Raw genomic sequence first — 15,429 nt, 5'->3', positions numbered from 1 at the left:
ATCAGACTTTCGGGCCGACTACGTTGTAAGGGACCGGCTGCCTGGCGTCGCGCGGTGCGGCCGCGCTCCCAGCCGCCGGCTGCGGCGATGCGGATGCGGTGGCCGCCTGCACCTGCGTGAGCGCACGGCGCAGCTTGGCCAGTTCCATGCGCTGGCGCATCAGGCCGGGCGCGACCGAGGCCAGTGCCGCGACCGCGCCAAGCACGAAGGCGGCGAACAGGATCAGGATCAGCGGTGCGTGCCAGACGGCATTGAAAAACAGCTGCAGCGAAGCGTCGGCGGTATTGCGCAGCGCCAGCACGAACAGCAGCACGAATACGACGATACGGACGATCCAGGCGAACAGTTTCATGCAGATAGGCAGCTTGGCAGCGTGACGTTTAGGCAGCGTGGGCGCTTGCGCGCGGGCCGGCAATGACCCCGGCATTGTAACGGAATCACTTCCACGATTCGGTAACGCGGCGGTAACGCGACGATCATGGGCGCCTAACGCGCGACGATCACGAGAGCCTAACGCGCGGCGATCTGGCGGCGCTGACATGTATTGCTGCCATTGCCGCATCCACCGCACCGCAGGAGAACCAACATTCCAGGACAAAAAAAGCGCCCCAACGGGCGCTTTTTTTTGACTTACCAGACAACGGGTCGGCCGACCGTTGCTCAGGGGCGAACCAGGTTCAGTCCGCCCTCGTGCAACACCGCTGCAGCGGCAGGCGCAGCCGAAGCCGCACCGGAGCCTGCCTTGCCTGGCACGGCTTGGGCCGTGCCGGCGGAATGGCCGTGGCCATTGACGCCCGAAGGCGCCGGCTGGCTGCGGTCAACCCGTTCGCGCAATTCCTTGCCCGCCTTGAAGTGCGGTACCCGTTTTTCAGGCACCAGCACCCGTTCGCCGGACTTGGGATTGCGCCCCACGCGAGGCGGACGCTTGTTCAGACCAAAACTGCCGAATCCGCGGATCTCGATGCGATGGCCATCGGCCAGCGCCTCGGACATCGCGTCGAGTATCGTTTTGACCGAGATGTCCGCGTCCCGCAGCAGCAGCTGGGGGAAGCGGGCAGCCAGCTTTTCGACGAGCTCCGACTTGGTCATGGGCATTCGCGCAAGCGCGGGGGCCTGCGATTACTGGTTGTCCTGGCCGAGCTTGGCCTTCAGCAGGGCGCCGAGGTTGGTCGTGCCAGCCGTGCCGGTGTCAGCCTGGAACTTCTGCATCGCTTCTTGCTGCTCTGCGCTGTCCTTGGCCTTGATCGACAGGTTGATGTTGCGCGACTTGCGGTCGACGTTCACCACCAGGGCGGTGATCTGCTCGCCTTCCTTCAGCACGTTGCGGGCGTCTTCCACGCGGTCAGCGGAGATTTCCGATGCACGCAGGTAGCCTTCCACGTCGTCAGCCAGCTGGACCACGGCGCCCTTGGCGTCAACGGCCTTGATGGTGCCCTGAACCAGCGAACCCTTGTCGTTGGCCGAGATGAAGTTGTTGAACGGATCGCCCGACAGTTGCTTGATGCCCAGCGAGATGCGTTCCTTGTCGACGTCGATGCCCAGAACCACGGCTTCGACTTCGTCGCCCTTCTTGTACTTGCGCACGGCCTCTTCGCCGGACTCTTGCCAGGACAGGTCGGACAGGTGCACCAGGCCGTCGATGCCACCAGGCAGGCCGATGAACACGCCGAAGTCGGTGATCGACTTGATCTGGCCGCTCAGCTTGTCGCCCTTCTTGTGGTTACGCGAGAAATCGTCCCACGGGTTGGCCTTGCACTGCTTCATGCCCAGGCTGATACGACGCTTGTCTTCGTCGATATCCAGGACCATGACTTCCACTTCGTCGCCCAGCTGGACAACCTTGGACGGAGCAACGTTCTTGTTGGTCCAGTCCATTTCCGACACGTGCACCAGGCCTTCGATGCCGGCTTCGATCTCGACGAACGCGCCGTAGTCGGTCAGGTTGGTCACCTTGCCGAACAGGCGGGTGCCTTGCGGGTAGCGGCGCGAGATGCCGACCCACGGATCTTCGCCCAGCTGCTTCACGCCCAGCGAGACGCGGTTCTTTTCCTGGTCGAACTTGAGGATCTTGGCGGTGATTTCCTGGCCAACCGACAGCACTTCGCTCGGGTGGCGGACACGGCGCCAGGCCAGGTCGGTGATGTGCAGCAGGCCGTCGATGCCGCCCAGGTCAACGAACGCACCGTAGTCGGTGATGTTCTTGACGATACCGTTGACGATGGCGCCTTCCTTCAGGGTTTCCATCAGCTTCTGGCGCTCTTCGCCCAGGGTCGCTTCGACCACGGCGCGGCGCGACAGCACAACGTTGTTGCGCTTGCGGTCCAGCTTGATGACCTTGAATTCCAGGGTCTTGCCTTCGTACGGGGTGGTGTCCTTGATCGGACGCACGTCGACCAGCGAGCCCGGCAGGAACGCGCGGATGCCGTTGACCATCACCGTCAGGCCGCCCTTGACCTTGCCGGTCACGGTGCCCGAGATGATTTCGCCGTCTTCCAGCGCCTTCTCGAGGTTCAGCCACGATGCCAGGCGCTTGGCCTTGTCGCGGGAGAGGATCGTGTCGCCATAGCCGTTCTCGAGCGCGTCGATGGCCACGGAGACGTAGTCGCCGGCCTGCACTTCGAGTTCGCCCTGGTCGTTCAGGAACTCCTCCACCGGCACAAATGCCTCGGACTTGAGGCCGGCATTGACGACCACGAAGTTGTGGTCGATGCGCACGACTTCAGCGGAGATCACTTCGCCAGCCTTCATATTGGAGCGGGCGATCGATTCCTCGAACAGTGCGGCAAAGGATTCGTTAGTTTGCAGGTCGGACATAAACGTAAGGTGAAATCCGCAGTACGCTGGCCGGCGCGACTATCGCGCTCAGTCTGCCAGTGCAGCGGGGTCAGGTTTGACAAAAGCCAGCGTCGGGCAAGCCCGTGCCGGCACTACCGGTGCCTTCGGGGTATTCCGCTTGTCTTATGCGTCCGCATGCATTTCATGCACCGGACCGCACAGCGGCAAACCACTCCAGCACCTGCGCCACTGCCTGATCCACCGTCATGTCGGAGGTATCGAGCAGCTTTGCATCCTCGGCGGGACGCAGTGGCGCGGCGGCGCGGTTGCGATCCCGCGCGTCGCGCGCCTCAAGGTCACGCAAAAGGTCTTCGATATTAGCAGAAATTCCCTTATCAATCAATTGTTTATAGCGCCTGCGAGCACGCGCCTCCACACTTGCCGTAAGGAACACTTTCAGTTGTGCGTCCGGGAAGATCACCGTGCCCATGTCACGGCCGTCGGCGACCAGGCCAGGCAGCTTGCGGAAGTCGCGCTGCAGCTGGGTCAGCGCATCGCGCACCGGCTGGTGCACGGCGATAGCCGAGGCGCGGTTGCCGATGGCTTCGGCCCGGATCGCCAGGCTGACTTCCTCTCCCCGCAGCCAGACCCGGTCGGGGCCGAATTTCACTTCGAGGCGGGAGGCGACCTTTGCAAGGGTGTCTACGTCAGCCAGGTCAACGTCGGCGCGGTCGCTGGCCAACGCCACCAGCCGGTACAGGGCCCCGCTGTCGAGCAGGTGGAAACCCACCGCATCGGCGACCTTGTGTGCGACCGTGCCCTTGCCCGAGGCGGTCGGCCCGTCAATGGTGATGACGTTGACGATAGTCATTAGTTATGAAACTCAAAGAAACGATTTATTGTTAAGCCAACTGAGAATCATTATCATTTGATTCATGGCGCTGTGCCGCATTTGCGGGGCGCATCCTTCAGTTTTCAGTCGCGAGGCAATCTACCATGGCAAAAACCCTGACGTTCGGCATCATGCACCTCGGCATCGCCTTCAGCGTGACGTATGCGCTGACCGGCAGCATTGCCATCAGCGGTGCCGTCACGTTCATCGAACCGGCCGTCAATACCGTGGCCCATTACTTCTTCGATCGCTACTGGGAACGGCGCGAGCGCCGCCAGTCGGCCAGCCATGAAGCAACCGGCACCCCAGCCACGCCCGTCGATCTGGTCAGCGCGTAACGCCGGCAAAGACGCTGAAGTAATCCGGGAACGTCTTCGCCACGCAACCCGGGTCGTTGATCCGCACCGGCAGCGGCCCGAATGCTGCCAGCGAGAAACACATCGCCATGCGATGGTCATCATAGGTGCCAATGCCGTCGGCCGGGGTCTGCCATGCAGGCGGCGGCGTCACACGCAGATAGTCCGCCCCTTCTTCCACGACTGCGCCCAGCTTGCGCAGTTCCGTTGCCATCGCCGCGATCCGGTCGGTTTCCTTGACGCGCCAGCTGGCGATGTTGGTCAGGGTGGTGGTGCCTTCTGCAAACAGCGCCGCCACTGCCAGGGTCATGGCCGCATCCGGGATGTGGTTGCAGTCCAGCTCGATGCCGTGCAGGAGGCCGTCGTCGCGTTCCGTACCGCGCACTTCGATCCAGTTGTCGCCGGCCATGATATTGGCGCCCATGCGGTTGAGCGCATCGGCAAAGCGCACGTCGCCCTGGATGCTGGCCATGCCCACGCCCTCGACCCGCACCGGGCCACCGCCGATCGCGCCGGCCGCCAGGAAATACGATGCCGAGGAGGCATCGCCCTCCACAAAGATCTCACCGGGTGACGTGTAGGCCGCGCCGGCAGGCAGCACGAAACGCTCCCAGCCCTGCCGCTCGACCTGGATGCCGAAGCGCGCCAGCAGGTTCAGCGTGATTTCGATATAGGGCTTGGAGATCAGCTCGCCAACCACCTCGATCTCGATCCGGCCGCTGTCGCTTTGCGCCATCGGCAGGCTCATCAGCAGCGCCGTCAGGAACTGGCTCGACACATCGCCGCGCACGCGGATCGGCGCGTCGATGCGGATGCCGGCCGGCTGGATATGCAGCGGCGGAAAGCCTTCGTTGCCCGTGTAGTCGATCACTGCGCCGACCTGGCGCAGGCCGTCGACCAGGTCGCCAATCGGCCGCTCGTGCATGCGCGGCACGCCCGACAGCTTGTAGCTGCCGCCCTGCAGCGCCAGCGCAGCCGTCAGCGGGCGGATCGCCGTGCCGGCGTTACCCATGAACAATTCGGCCGACTTGTTCGGGAAATTGCCGCCGGCGCCAGTCACAATGTAATCAGCGCCGTCCTGCCGCCACGCCACGCCCAGCGTGCGCAGCGCCTGCAGCATCACGCGGGTGTCGTCGGAATCGAGCAGGTCGCGCACGCGGGTCTCGCCGCTGGCCAGCGCGGCCAGCAGCAGCACGCGGTTGGAGATGCTCTTCGAGCCTGGCAGCCGCACGGTGCCGGTGGCGCGGGTCAGGGGGCCTAGCGTCAGGTGTTCCATGGTCTCGGTGGGCGCCGGGGCGCCGCGATAAGGCAAATTCAGCAGTTCAGTCGCGATGCGGCAGCATGCCGCGCTCGTCCTGGCTTACGGTTCGTTGTTGTTGCCCGTGGCGCGCTCGGCGCCCCAGGCCAGCCGGGTCTTGCTGGCGCGCGTGAAGATCCGCTCGAGCCCGTCGCCGTCGCCCTTTTCGATCTGCGTCTTCAGGTGCGCCAGCACCGACTGGTACGTATTGAGTTCGCGCAGCAGCGCTTCGCGGTTGGCCACGCAGATGTCGCGCCACATTTCCGGCGACGACGCGGCAATGCGCGTGAAATCGCGGAACCCGCCACCGGCGAAGTCCAGCTTCAACGCGGCGTCTTCCGCATTGGCTACCTGCGCCACCAGCGCGTACGACAGCAGATGCGGCAGGTGGCTGACCGCCGCGAACACCGCGTCGTGCTGCACCGCCGACATCACGTGGCATTGCGCGCCGGCTTGCTCCCACATCGCGCGGACCGCCGCGACATCGTCGCGCGCATTTTCCTGCAGCGGGCACAACACGGTCTTCTTGCCGACATACAGGTCGGCGAGCGCGGCTTCCACGCCGTTGAGCTCGCGTCCGGCAATCGGGTGCGCCGGCACGAACTGCGCGACCTTGTCGCCCAATGCGGTCTTGGCCGCCATGATCACGTCGGACTTGGTGCTGCCTGCATCGGTGACGATGGTGCCGGGCTGCAGGTGCGGCTCCAGCGCATGCAGCAGCGCGAAGGTCTGCGCCACCGGCGCGCACAGCACGATCAGGCTCGCGCCGCGCGCGGCATCGGCGAGCGTCGCCGCTTCGTCGATCACGCCAAGGTCCAGCGCCTTCTGCAGCGACGCGGGCGAGCGGCCCACGCCGACCACCGTGCCCGCCACGCCGGCACGCTTGAGCGCCAGCGCGAGCGAGCCGCCGATCAGACCGACGCCGACAATGACAACACGGGAAAAATGCAAAGCACTCACGATTTCAGGCCCGACGGGCAGTGGCTCGGCCCGGCCGAGCGATAGCAAAAAGGCACGGCGCCGGGCACACCGGCCCGGCGCGAAACGCCGCGATTGTAGCGGGGCTTACGCCAGCGCCCGCTCCAGCGCCGCAATGAAGGCAGCGTTTTCCTCGGGCAGGCCGATGGTCACGCGCAGCCAGCGCGGCAGGTTGTAGTTGCCCACCGGGCGCACGATCACGCCCTGCTTCAGCAAGGCCAGGTTGACGCGCGCACCGGCAGCGTCGTCATCGCCGACGCGCACCAGCACGAAGTTGCCCGACGACGGCACGTACTCCAGCCCGAGGCGATCGAAGGCTTCGACCAGTTGCGCCTTGCCCGTACGGTTCAGCTCCGCGCTGCGGCGCAGGAAGTCGTCATCGCCCAGCGCCGCGATCGCCGCGGCCTGCGCCACGCTGTTGACGTTGAACGGCTGGCGGATGCGGTTGAGCAAATCGGTCAGTGCCGGCTGCGCCACCGCATAGCCGATGCGCAGCCCCGCCAGGCCATACGCCTTGGAGAAGGTGCGCGACACCATCAGGTTGGGATAGCGGCGCACCCACTCGATCGAATCGTATTGCTGGCCGGCATCCAGGTATTCGTTGTAGGCCTCGTCGAGCACCACTACCACGTTTGCCGGCACCGCTTGCAGGAAAGCCTCGATCTGGGCCGCCGGCAGGAAGGTGCCGGTGGGATTGTTGGGGTTGGCGATAAAGACCAGCCGCGTATCCGGCGCGATCGCCGCACGCATGGCCTCGAGGTCATGGCCGTAGTCGCGCGCCGGCACTTCGATGGCCCGGGCGCCGATCTCCTGCGTCGCCAGCGCATAGACCGCGAACGAGTACTCGGCATAGACGATCGACTGGCCGGGCTCGACCAGCGCATGCGCCGCCAGCTCCAGGATATCGTTGCTGCCGTTGCCGAGCGTGAGCCAATCATCCGGCACGCCGAAACGCGCCGACAGGGCAGCTTTCAGGGCAAAACCGTTGGCATCCGGATAGCGGCCCAGGTCAGCCACCGCGGCTGCGACGGCGCGCTGCGCCGAAGCCGGCATGCCCAGCGGGTTCTCGTTGGAGGCCAGCTTGACGATGCCGGCCTCGTCCAGGCCGAACTCGCGCGCGACTTCCGAAATCGGCTTGCCGGCAACGTACGGCGAGATCGCCCGCACATACTCCGGCCCGAACACCGTGCCGCCCTGCTTACCCTGCTCTGCCATCTTGTCTCCTTGCTCCGGTTGCGCTGGCCTTATTTGTTCAGCTTACTTGCTCGACGGATACGAGCCCAGCACCTTCAGGTAGGCCGCGTTGCGGCGCAGTTCGTCGATGGCACGCGCTACCGACGGCTCATGCTGGTGCCCTTCGACGTCGACGTAGAAGTAGTACTCCCAGGCACCGCTGCGCGCCGGGCGCGACTCGAAGCGGCACATCGACACGCCGTTCTCGGCCAGCGGCGCGAGCAGCTGATACACCGCGCCGGCCTTGTTCGGCACCGACAGGATCAGCGAGGTCTGGTCGCTGCCCGACGGCTCGGTCTCGTAGCGGCCGATCACGGCGAAGCGCGTGCGGTTGTGCGGATCGTCCTGGATATGCGTGCGCACCAGGTGCAGGTGGTAGCGGTTGGCGGCCGATTCTCCGGCGATCGCCGCGACGGTCGGATCCTCGCTGGCCATGCGCGCCGCTTCGGCATTGCTCGATACCGCCTGGCGCTCCAGGTGCGGATAGTTGGCGGTCAGCCAGTGCTGGCACTGCGCCAGCGCCTGCGCGTGCGCGCGCACCACGGTCACGCCCTGCATGTCGGGCGTTGACGCCATCAGGTTGTGGTGCACCTTCAGCGCGATCTCGCCACTGATCTTCAGTGACGTCTGCAGGAACAGGTCGAGGGTGCGCGACACCGCGCCCTCGGTCGAGTTTTCCACCGGAACCACGCCGTATTCGACAGTCCCCGCTTCCACCGCGCGGAACACTTCGTCGATGCTGGGGCACGGCACGCCGCTCACTTCATGGCCGAAGTGCGCATACAACGCCTGCTCCGAGAACGTGCCGGCCGGGCCGAGGAAAGCGACTTCGAGCGGCTTCTCCAGCCCGCGGCAGGCGGACATCACCTCGCGCCAGATCGCGGCCACGCTTTCGCCCAGCAGCGGACCGGGGTTGGCGCCCTGCACCTTGCGGATGACCTGCAGCTCGCGCTCGGGGCGGAACACCGGCGCGCCGTACTTCTTCTTGACCTCGCCGACCTCTAGCGCGAGCTTGGCCCGATGGTTCAGCATGGCCAGCAGTTCGCGGTCCACCGTGTCGATCTGCTCGCGCAGCGGCGCCAGCTCGACCGACAGATTGCGTTCGGCCTCGCTCAAGTGGTTGCCGTTGGGCTGCGTCTCCTCGCGCGCAGGGGTGCTGTCTTGACTTGTCATTTTATGAATCCGGTGGGCCGCCGGGGCGCGGCGGCCGGGGAAAAACCTGTCCGCGCCAGCCAGCGCGCGCAATGGCGCGCGGTCTGGGTCGCGGGCACGCACGTCAGGCCGAGGTGCGTTCGAACTCGCGCATGAAATCGATCAGCGCGGTCACGCCTTCCAGCGGCATCGCGTTGTAGATGCTGGCGCGCATGCCGCCCACGGTCTTGTGCCCCTTGAGCTGCACCAGGCCGTTGGCGCGTGCCTGCGCCAGGAAGGCATCGTTGCGCGATTCGTCGCCGAGGAAGAACGGCACGTTCATGCGCGAACGGCAGTTCGGATCGATCTCGTTGCGGTAGAAGTCGCTCTGGTCCAGGAAGGTGTACAGCGCCTTCGCCTTGGCGATATTGCGCTGCTCGATCGCGGGCACGCCGCCCTGGCGCTTGAGCCATTTGAAGACCAGCCCGGCAATGTAGATGGCGTACGTCGGCGGCGTGTTGTACATCGAGTTGTTCTCGGCCACCTGGCGCCAGTTGAATGCCGACGGGCATAGCGGATGCGCGTGGCCCAGCAGGTCCTCGCGCACGATCACGATGGTGACGCCGGCCGGGCCGATATTCTTCTGCGCACCGCCGTAGACCACCTGCACGCGCGACCAGTCGATCGGGCGCGACAGGATATGGCTGGAGGCATCGGCCACCACCACGCGCTTGCCCTTGACCTGGCCGATGTCGGGAATGTTCTGGAACTCCACGCCGACAATGGTCTCGTTGGTGCACAGGTGCACGTAGGCGGCGTCATCCGACAGCTTCCAGTCGGCAACATCCGGGATACGGTGGAACTTCCCCGCCTCGTTGGACGCGGCAATATTGACGGTGCCGTAGCGGCGCGCTTCCTGCTCGGTCTTGATCGACCAGGTGCCGGTGATGACGAAGTCGGCCTTCGGCTGCTCGGCACTACGAAGGCGCATCAGGTTCAGCGGCACGATGCCGTTTTCGCCGATGGCGCCGCCCTGCAGGAACAGCACGCGGAAATTGTCGGGGATATGCAGCAGCTCGCGCAGGTCGGCGATGGCCTCGTTGTGGATGCCTTCGAAGTCGCGGCTGCGGTGGCTCATCTCCATCACCGAGACTCCGGTCCCGCGCCATGACAGCATTTCCTCGGCAGCCTGTTGCAGCACTTCGGTCGGAAGCGCGGCCGGGCCCGGGGAGAAGTTGTAGACGCGTTCGGCCAATGCACGCTGCATCATGCCGGCAAGAGCGGGATTCTGGGGATCGTTCATGAGACGGAATGGAAAAATGGCTGCCGGAGTTACCCAAGCAGCCATTATCCCTCAAACCCGCGCCCGGTTGGGCGCCCGGGGCCGGACCCCGGTGCCGCGCCGGCCCGCGCGAAGCGGCCTGACCGGCGCATTGAGGCGCATTGCCTCAGGCGGACCCTGCGGCGAAGATCACTTCGACGCGGCGGTGATTTCCTTCTCGGCGGCGTCACGCATCGACTTGCCGACCTGCGGACCGTACTTCTGCATCATCGAACCCCAGATCTCCTGGGTCGCCTTGCCCTGGTTGGCCATGAACTTCTGGCCGGTCGGCGACTTCAGGAACGTGGTCAGGTCCTTCAACTCCTGCGTGGAGTAGTACTTGCCAAAGGCGTCGTAGTGGGCCTGGATGGCATCCTTGCGGAAACCGTCAGTGTTGAATGCCGTGCCGGCGCCGTCGACCATGCGCTGGACCGCGCCGTTCTTCTTCAGCTTTTCAACCGCGGCCTGCTTTTGCTTGTCGTTCAGGGTCTTGTTCTCGACCAGAACCTGCTCCAGCACCAGCGGGGCTTCCTGCTTGGCACCTTGCTGCCAGTTTTCTGCCTGGCCCTTCACGGCCTGGTCAGCCTGCATGACGGAAAGCAGTTCCTTGATGGCTGCCGTCTTTTCCGCGTCCTGTGCATGGGCATGCTGCGCCACCATGAAGGTCGGAACGAAAGCGGCCAGAACAGCGATACGTCGAAAGGTTTTGAGCATTGTGACTCCCTGGTAAATACGTCCGTTTTAGTCCGGACAGCCGCAAGTCGAGTTCCGGCTGACGTCCTGTTGTTGCAACAATTTACGTTTTAACGCGCGATGGGGCCAATTGGTTACGAATTGGCGTCAGCATCGGCGTTACCGCCAGCCTCTTCCGTCTCTTCCGGGGTGGCGCCGTTGTCGGCATCGCTCTCGACGATGCGCTGCAGGCCAGACAACTTGGTGCCCTCGTCGACGTTGATCAGCGTGACACCCTGCGTGGCGCGGCCCATTTCACGGATTTCGGCGACGCGTGTACGGATCAGCACACCACCGGTAGTGATCAGCATGATTTCGTCGTCCGGCGAAACCAGCGCCGCCGCCACGACGCGGCCGTTGCGCTCGCTGGTCTGGATCGCGATCATGCCCTTGGTGCCGCGGCCGTGCCGAGTGTACTCGGCGATCGGCGTGCGCTTGCCGTAACCGTTCTCGGTTGCGGTCAGCACGCTGCCGCGCGCGCCCACCTCGGCTTCCTCGGCGGCTCCCTCCGCGGCTTCCGCCGGCGCCACCAGCATGGCGATCACCGCCTGGCCGTCTTCCAGGTTCATGCCGCGCACGCCACGCGCCTGGCGGCCCATCGGGCGAACGTCGTTCTCGTCGAAACGCACCGCCTTGCCGGCATCGGAGAACAGCATCACGTCGTGCTGGCCGTCGGTCACAGCGGCACCGATCAGGTAATCCCCCTCATCGAGGTCGACCGCGATGATGCCGGCCTTGCGCGGATTGGAGAACTCCGTCAGCGCCGTCTTCTTGACCGTGCCGCGGGCGGTGGTCATGAAGATAAAGTGCTCGGCGTCGAACTGGCGCACCGGCAGGATCACGTTGATCTTTTCGCCGTCCGACAGCGGGAACATATTGACGATCGGGCGGCCGCGCGAGTTGCGCGAACCCTGCGGCACCTCGTACACCTTCAGCCAGTACAGCCGGCCGCGGTTCGAGAAGCACAGGATGTAGTCGTGGGTATTGGCGACGAACAGGGTGTCGATCCAGTCGTCTTCCTTGGTCGCCGTTGCCAGCTTGCCGCGGCCGCCGCGCTTCTGCGCGCGGTACTCGGAGATCGGCTGGCTCTTCATATAGCCGCTGTGCGACAGCGTGACCACCATGTCCTGCGGCGTGATCAGGTCTTCGGTGTCCAGCTCGGTCGCGTTCAGTTCGATCTGCGAACGTCGGTCATCACCGAATTCGGCACGGATCGCCGTGAGTTCGTCGGTGATGATCGCCGTAATGCGCTCCGGCCGCGCCAGGATATCCAGCAGATCGGCGATTTCCGCCATGATGTCGCGGTATTCCTGGACGATCTTGTCCTGTTCCAGCCCGGTGAGGCGTTGCAGGCGCATTTGCAGGATTTCCTGCGCCTGGCCGTCGGACAGCTTGTAGAGGCCATCCGCCTGCATGCCGAAAACCGCCGGCAGGCCGTCCGGGCGATACGACGCGCGGCCGCCCGGGGTCTCACTTTCGGCTCGTGCCAGCATGTCGCGCACCAGGCCCGAATCCCAGGGCTTGGACATCAACTCTTGCTTGGCGATCGGCGGCGTCGGCGCCGCCTTGATGATGGCGATGAACTCGTCGATGTTCGCCAGCGCCACGGCCAGGCCTTCCAGCACATGGCCGCGCTCGCGCGCCTTGCGCAATTCGAACACGGTGCGGCGGGTCACCACCTCGCGGCGGTGCGCGAGGAAGTACTCCAGCATCTGCTTCAGGTTCAGCAGGCGCGGCTGGCGGTCCACCAGCGCCACCATGTTCATGCCGAACGTGTCCTGCAGCTGGGTGTTCTTATACAGGTTGTTGAGGACGACCTCGGGCACCTCGTTGCGCTTGAGCTCGATCACCACGCGCATGCCGGACTTGTCCGACTCGTCGCGGATATCCGAAATGCCCTCGACCTTCTTCTCCGTGACCAGCTCGGCGATGCGCTCCAGCAGGGTGCGCTTGTTCACCTGGTAGGGCAGCTCGTCGACGATGATCGCCTGGCGCTGACCCCGGTCGATGTCCTCGAAATGCGTCTTGGCGCGCATGACGACGCGGCCCCGACCGGTGCGGTAGCCTTCGCGCACACCCTGGATGCCATAGATAATGCCGGCGGTCGGAAAATCCGGGGCCGGAATCAATTCAATCAGCTCATCCACCGTCGCCTGCGGATTGCGCAGCAGATGCAGGCAGCCGTCTACGATTTCATTCAGGTTATGCGGCGGGATATTGGTGGCCATACCCACTGCAATACCGGAGGAACCGTTGATTAGCAGATTGGGAATACGGGCCGGGAGTATAGAAGGCTCTTTTTCAGAGCCGTCATAGTTGCTGTCGAAATCGACGGTTTCCTTGTCGATGTCGTGCAGCATCTCGTGGGCGATTTTCGACAGGCGGATTTCGGTATAACGCATGGCCGCGGCGTTATCGCCATCGACCGAGCCGAAATTGCCCTGCCCGTCCACCAGCATGTAACGCAGGGAGAAGTTCTGCGCCATGCGGACAATGGTGTCGTATACAGCAGTGTCACCGTGCGGATGGTACTTACCGATCACATCCCCGACGATACGGGCTGACTTCTTATAAGCACGGTTCCAGTCGTTGTTGAGCTCGTGCATCGCAAACAGCACGCGCCGGTGCACCGGTTTCAGGCCGTCCCGCACATCGGGAAGCGCGCGCCCCACGATCACGCTCATGGCGTAGTCGAGGTAAGAGCGGCGCATTTCCTCTTCGAGGGAGACCGGAAGGGTTTCTTTTGCGAATGGATCCATTGCGGCGTGGTTTATGCGGCAGGTTTAAGCGAATGACAGGCCCTTTTGCACGTGGCGCGGGCAGGCGCCTGACGGCTGGGCAACGTGCCATTCTAACATGCCGGCACCCCCGCCTTACCGTGCCGAAACAGGCCTGCCGAAGGTGGCCGGCGGCTCTGCCCAAAACCCGGAAACCCTGATGCCACAAGGCTTTGCGGGCGACACAAGACCTATGTTGCACAAACACCACAGGCCCAAAACCCATGGGGCGAATCGAATATATTTACTTCTTAGGAAACGACCCTTGTGGCACAATTCCCCAGCGAAGAGCCAGACATTGTTCGAAGTGGAGCATCCACCACATCGAGAATGTTATACTCCGAAGAATGTATGACTTGTTTTCGTCCATTTGCTCGCAGTAACCCTGCGGTGATCTCATCCTGAGAGGAGAAATATGAAAAAATTTGCCAAGCTCGCGCTCGTTGCAGCTACCGCAGTAATGGCTGCATCCGCTCAAGCCCAGTCCGTCCCCTACGAAAAGAAGGCAGTGAACGATAACTGGGGCAACGGTACGAGCGAGTACGTGTGGAAGAATGGCACGAACGAGCTCTGCTGGCGCGACAGCTCCTGGACCCCGGCCACCGCCAACGCCCTGTGCGACGGCGCCCTGGCCCCCGCAGCCCCGGCCGCTCCGGCACCGGCTCCGGTGGCACCGCCGGTCGTGTCGAGCGAGAAGGTCACTTTCGCTGCTGACACCCTGTTCGACTTCGACAAGGCTGTACTGAAGCCCGAAGGCAAGGCCAAGCTGGACGACCTGGTCTCGAAGCTGCAAGGCATCACCCTGGAAGTCATCATCGCCGTTGGCCACACCGACTCGTTCGGTTCGGACAAGTACAACGATCGCCTGTCGATCCGCCGTGCCGAATCGGTCAAGGCTTACCTGGTGAGCAAGGGCGTTGAAGCCAACCGTGTCTACACCGAAGGCAAGGGCAAGCGCCAGCTGAAGGTCGATCCGAAGTCGTGCAAGGGCAACCGCAAGGCCCAGATCGCCTGCCAGCAGCCGAACCGCCGCGTGGAAGTCGAAGTGGTCGGCACCCGCAGCGCACGTTAATCGGATACTTTCCGATCAAGAAAGCCCAGCGCAAGCTGGGCTTTTTTTTTGATACAGTTGCCCAGATACCTCCTCCGCCGGCGTGGGCAGTTGCCGCCGGCCCGTACACGATGACGTTGCCCTCCCAGACCCTGTCCGCCCATCCCGATCCGCTGCGCCGGAACGCAGACCCCAAGGAAATCGACAAGTTCAGCGAGCTCGCCCACCGCTGGTGGGATCCCGAGAGCGAGTTCAAGCCGCTGCACCAACTCAATCCGCTGCGCCTTGCATGGATCGACGGGATCGCCGGCCTGGCGGGCAAGCGCGTGGTCGACGTGGGTTGCGGTGGCGGCATCCTGTCCGAGAGCATGGCGCGCCTCGGCGCGACCGTGCGCGGCATCGATCTCTCCAGCAAGGCGCTGAAGGTCGCAGACCTGCACAGCCTGGAGTCCGGAGTTGCCGTGACCTACGAGGAGATCGCGGCAGAAGCGCTGGCGGCGCGCGAGCCCGCCAGCCTGGATGTCGTGACCTGCATGGAGATGCTGGAACACGTACCGGATCCGGCATCTATCGTGCAAGCCTGCGCGACGCTGGTGAAGCCGGGGGGCCACGTCTTCTTCTCGACCATCAACCGCAACCTGAAGGCCTACCTGCTGGCCATCGTGGGCGCCGAGTACGTACTGAACATGCTGCCGCGCGGCACGCACGACTATGACAAATTCATTACGCCATCCGAGCTGGCGCGCTTTGCCCGCAATGCCGGGCTGGACCTGGTCGAAATGCGCGGCATGACCTACAACCCGCTGTCGCAGGTCTACGCACTGGGCCGCGACACGGATGTGAACTACATGATGGCGTTCCGCCGGGTGGCGGCATGAATGGCAAC

14 protein-coding genes are annotated in these 15,429 nt (G+C 64.2%); 3 read left to right on the top strand and 11 right to left on the bottom strand.

Annotation, left to right across the window (positions count from 1 at the left end):
* Window position 1: 1 nt before the first annotated feature.
* The 4 genes from LPA45_RS03915 to cmk all read right to left on the bottom strand — a co-directional run bounded on the left by LPA45_RS03915 (window position 2) and on the right by cmk (window position 3,646).
* Window positions 2-352, bottom strand: a complete 351-nt coding sequence (locus LPA45_RS03915) for a lipopolysaccharide assembly LapA domain-containing protein (RefSeq protein ID WP_367394941.1) — start codon at window positions 350-352, stop codon at window positions 2-4.
* A 308-nt stretch (window positions 353-660) separates the two neighbouring features.
* Window positions 661-1,089, bottom strand: coding sequence for an integration host factor subunit beta (locus LPA45_RS03910; protein ID WP_367394940.1), 429 nt, complete (start codon window positions 1,087-1,089; stop codon window positions 661-663).
* A gap of 30 nt (window positions 1,090-1,119) precedes the next feature.
* A complete protein-coding gene (gene rpsA, locus LPA45_RS03905) occupies window positions 1,120-2,814 on the bottom strand; it encodes a 30S ribosomal protein S1 (RefSeq protein ID WP_012352088.1) in 1,695 nt (564 codons plus the stop codon).
* A gap of 163 nt (window positions 2,815-2,977) precedes the next feature.
* On the bottom strand, window positions 2,978-3,646 hold the full coding sequence (gene cmk, locus LPA45_RS03900) for a (d)CMP kinase (protein WP_317923159.1): 669 nt from the start codon (window positions 3,644-3,646) through the stop codon (window positions 2,978-2,980).
* 125 nt (window positions 3,647-3,771) lie between these two features.
* Here cmk and LPA45_RS03895 point away from each other — a divergent pair, with 125 nt between their 5' ends.
* Complete coding sequence (locus LPA45_RS03895) at window positions 3,772-4,005, top strand: DUF2061 domain-containing protein (RefSeq protein ID WP_116317388.1); 234 nt, start codon at window positions 3,772-3,774, stop codon at window positions 4,003-4,005.
* Here LPA45_RS03895 and aroA read toward each other — a convergent pair.
* The 7 genes from aroA to gyrA form a co-directional block, all read right to left on the bottom strand.
* Window positions 3,995-5,299 carry a 3-phosphoshikimate 1-carboxyvinyltransferase gene (aroA, locus tag LPA45_RS03890; protein ID WP_367394939.1) on the bottom strand — a complete coding sequence of 435 codons (1,305 nt, stop codon included), beginning with the start codon at window positions 5,297-5,299 and terminating at the stop codon, window positions 3,995-3,997. The two genes, LPA45_RS03895 and aroA, sit on opposite strands and share 11 nt — an antisense overlap.
* 84 nt (window positions 5,300-5,383) lie before the next feature.
* Window positions 5,384-6,280 (bottom strand): prephenate dehydrogenase, encoded by an 897-nt coding sequence (locus LPA45_RS03885; protein ID WP_367394938.1) that lies wholly within the window; start codon window positions 6,278-6,280, stop codon window positions 5,384-5,386.
* Window positions 6,281-6,385: 105 nt separating this feature from the next.
* A complete protein-coding gene (gene hisC, locus LPA45_RS03880; RefSeq protein WP_367394937.1) occupies window positions 6,386-7,513 on the bottom strand; it encodes a histidinol-phosphate transaminase in 1,128 nt (375 codons plus the stop codon).
* Between the two features lie 42 nt (window positions 7,514-7,555).
* The gene (gene pheA, locus LPA45_RS03875) at window positions 7,556-8,704 is read right to left on the bottom strand and encodes a prephenate dehydratase (protein WP_317923149.1); all 1,149 of its coding nucleotides are present in this window, start codon (window positions 8,702-8,704) and stop codon (window positions 7,556-7,558) included.
* A gap of 103 nt (window positions 8,705-8,807) precedes the next feature.
* On the bottom strand, window positions 8,808-9,965 hold the full coding sequence (gene serC, locus LPA45_RS03870) for a 3-phosphoserine/phosphohydroxythreonine transaminase (protein WP_116317384.1): 1,158 nt from the start codon (window positions 9,963-9,965) through the stop codon (window positions 8,808-8,810).
* Window positions 9,966-10,133: 168 nt separating this feature from the next.
* Window positions 10,134-10,697, bottom strand: coding sequence for a DUF2059 domain-containing protein (locus LPA45_RS03865; RefSeq protein ID WP_317923146.1), 564 nt, complete (start codon window positions 10,695-10,697; stop codon window positions 10,134-10,136).
* Between the two features lie 113 nt (window positions 10,698-10,810).
* On the bottom strand, window positions 10,811-13,474 hold the full coding sequence (gyrA, locus tag LPA45_RS03860) for a DNA gyrase subunit A (RefSeq protein ID WP_367394936.1): 2,664 nt from the start codon (window positions 13,472-13,474) through the stop codon (window positions 10,811-10,813).
* Window positions 13,475-13,907: 433 nt separating this feature from the next.
* Here gyrA and ompA point away from each other — a divergent pair, with 433 nt between their 5' ends.
* A complete protein-coding gene (gene ompA, locus LPA45_RS03855) occupies window positions 13,908-14,564 on the top strand; it encodes an outer membrane protein OmpA (protein WP_042884472.1) in 657 nt (218 codons plus the stop codon).
* 110 nt (window positions 14,565-14,674) lie between these two features.
* A complete protein-coding gene (gene ubiG, locus LPA45_RS03850) occupies window positions 14,675-15,421 on the top strand; it encodes a bifunctional 2-polyprenyl-6-hydroxyphenol methylase/3-demethylubiquinol 3-O-methyltransferase UbiG (RefSeq protein ID WP_367394935.1) in 747 nt (248 codons plus the stop codon).
* Window positions 15,422-15,429 lie beyond the last annotated feature (8 nt).

The sequence above is a fragment of the Cupriavidus sp. Agwp_2 genome (assembly GCF_040784895.1).
In the GTDB taxonomy this organism is placed as follows: domain Bacteria; phylum Pseudomonadota; class Gammaproteobacteria; order Burkholderiales; family Burkholderiaceae; genus Cupriavidus.
The sequence above is the reverse complement of the archived record's forward strand: the minus strand, read 5'-3'. Positions and strand labels throughout refer to the sequence as shown.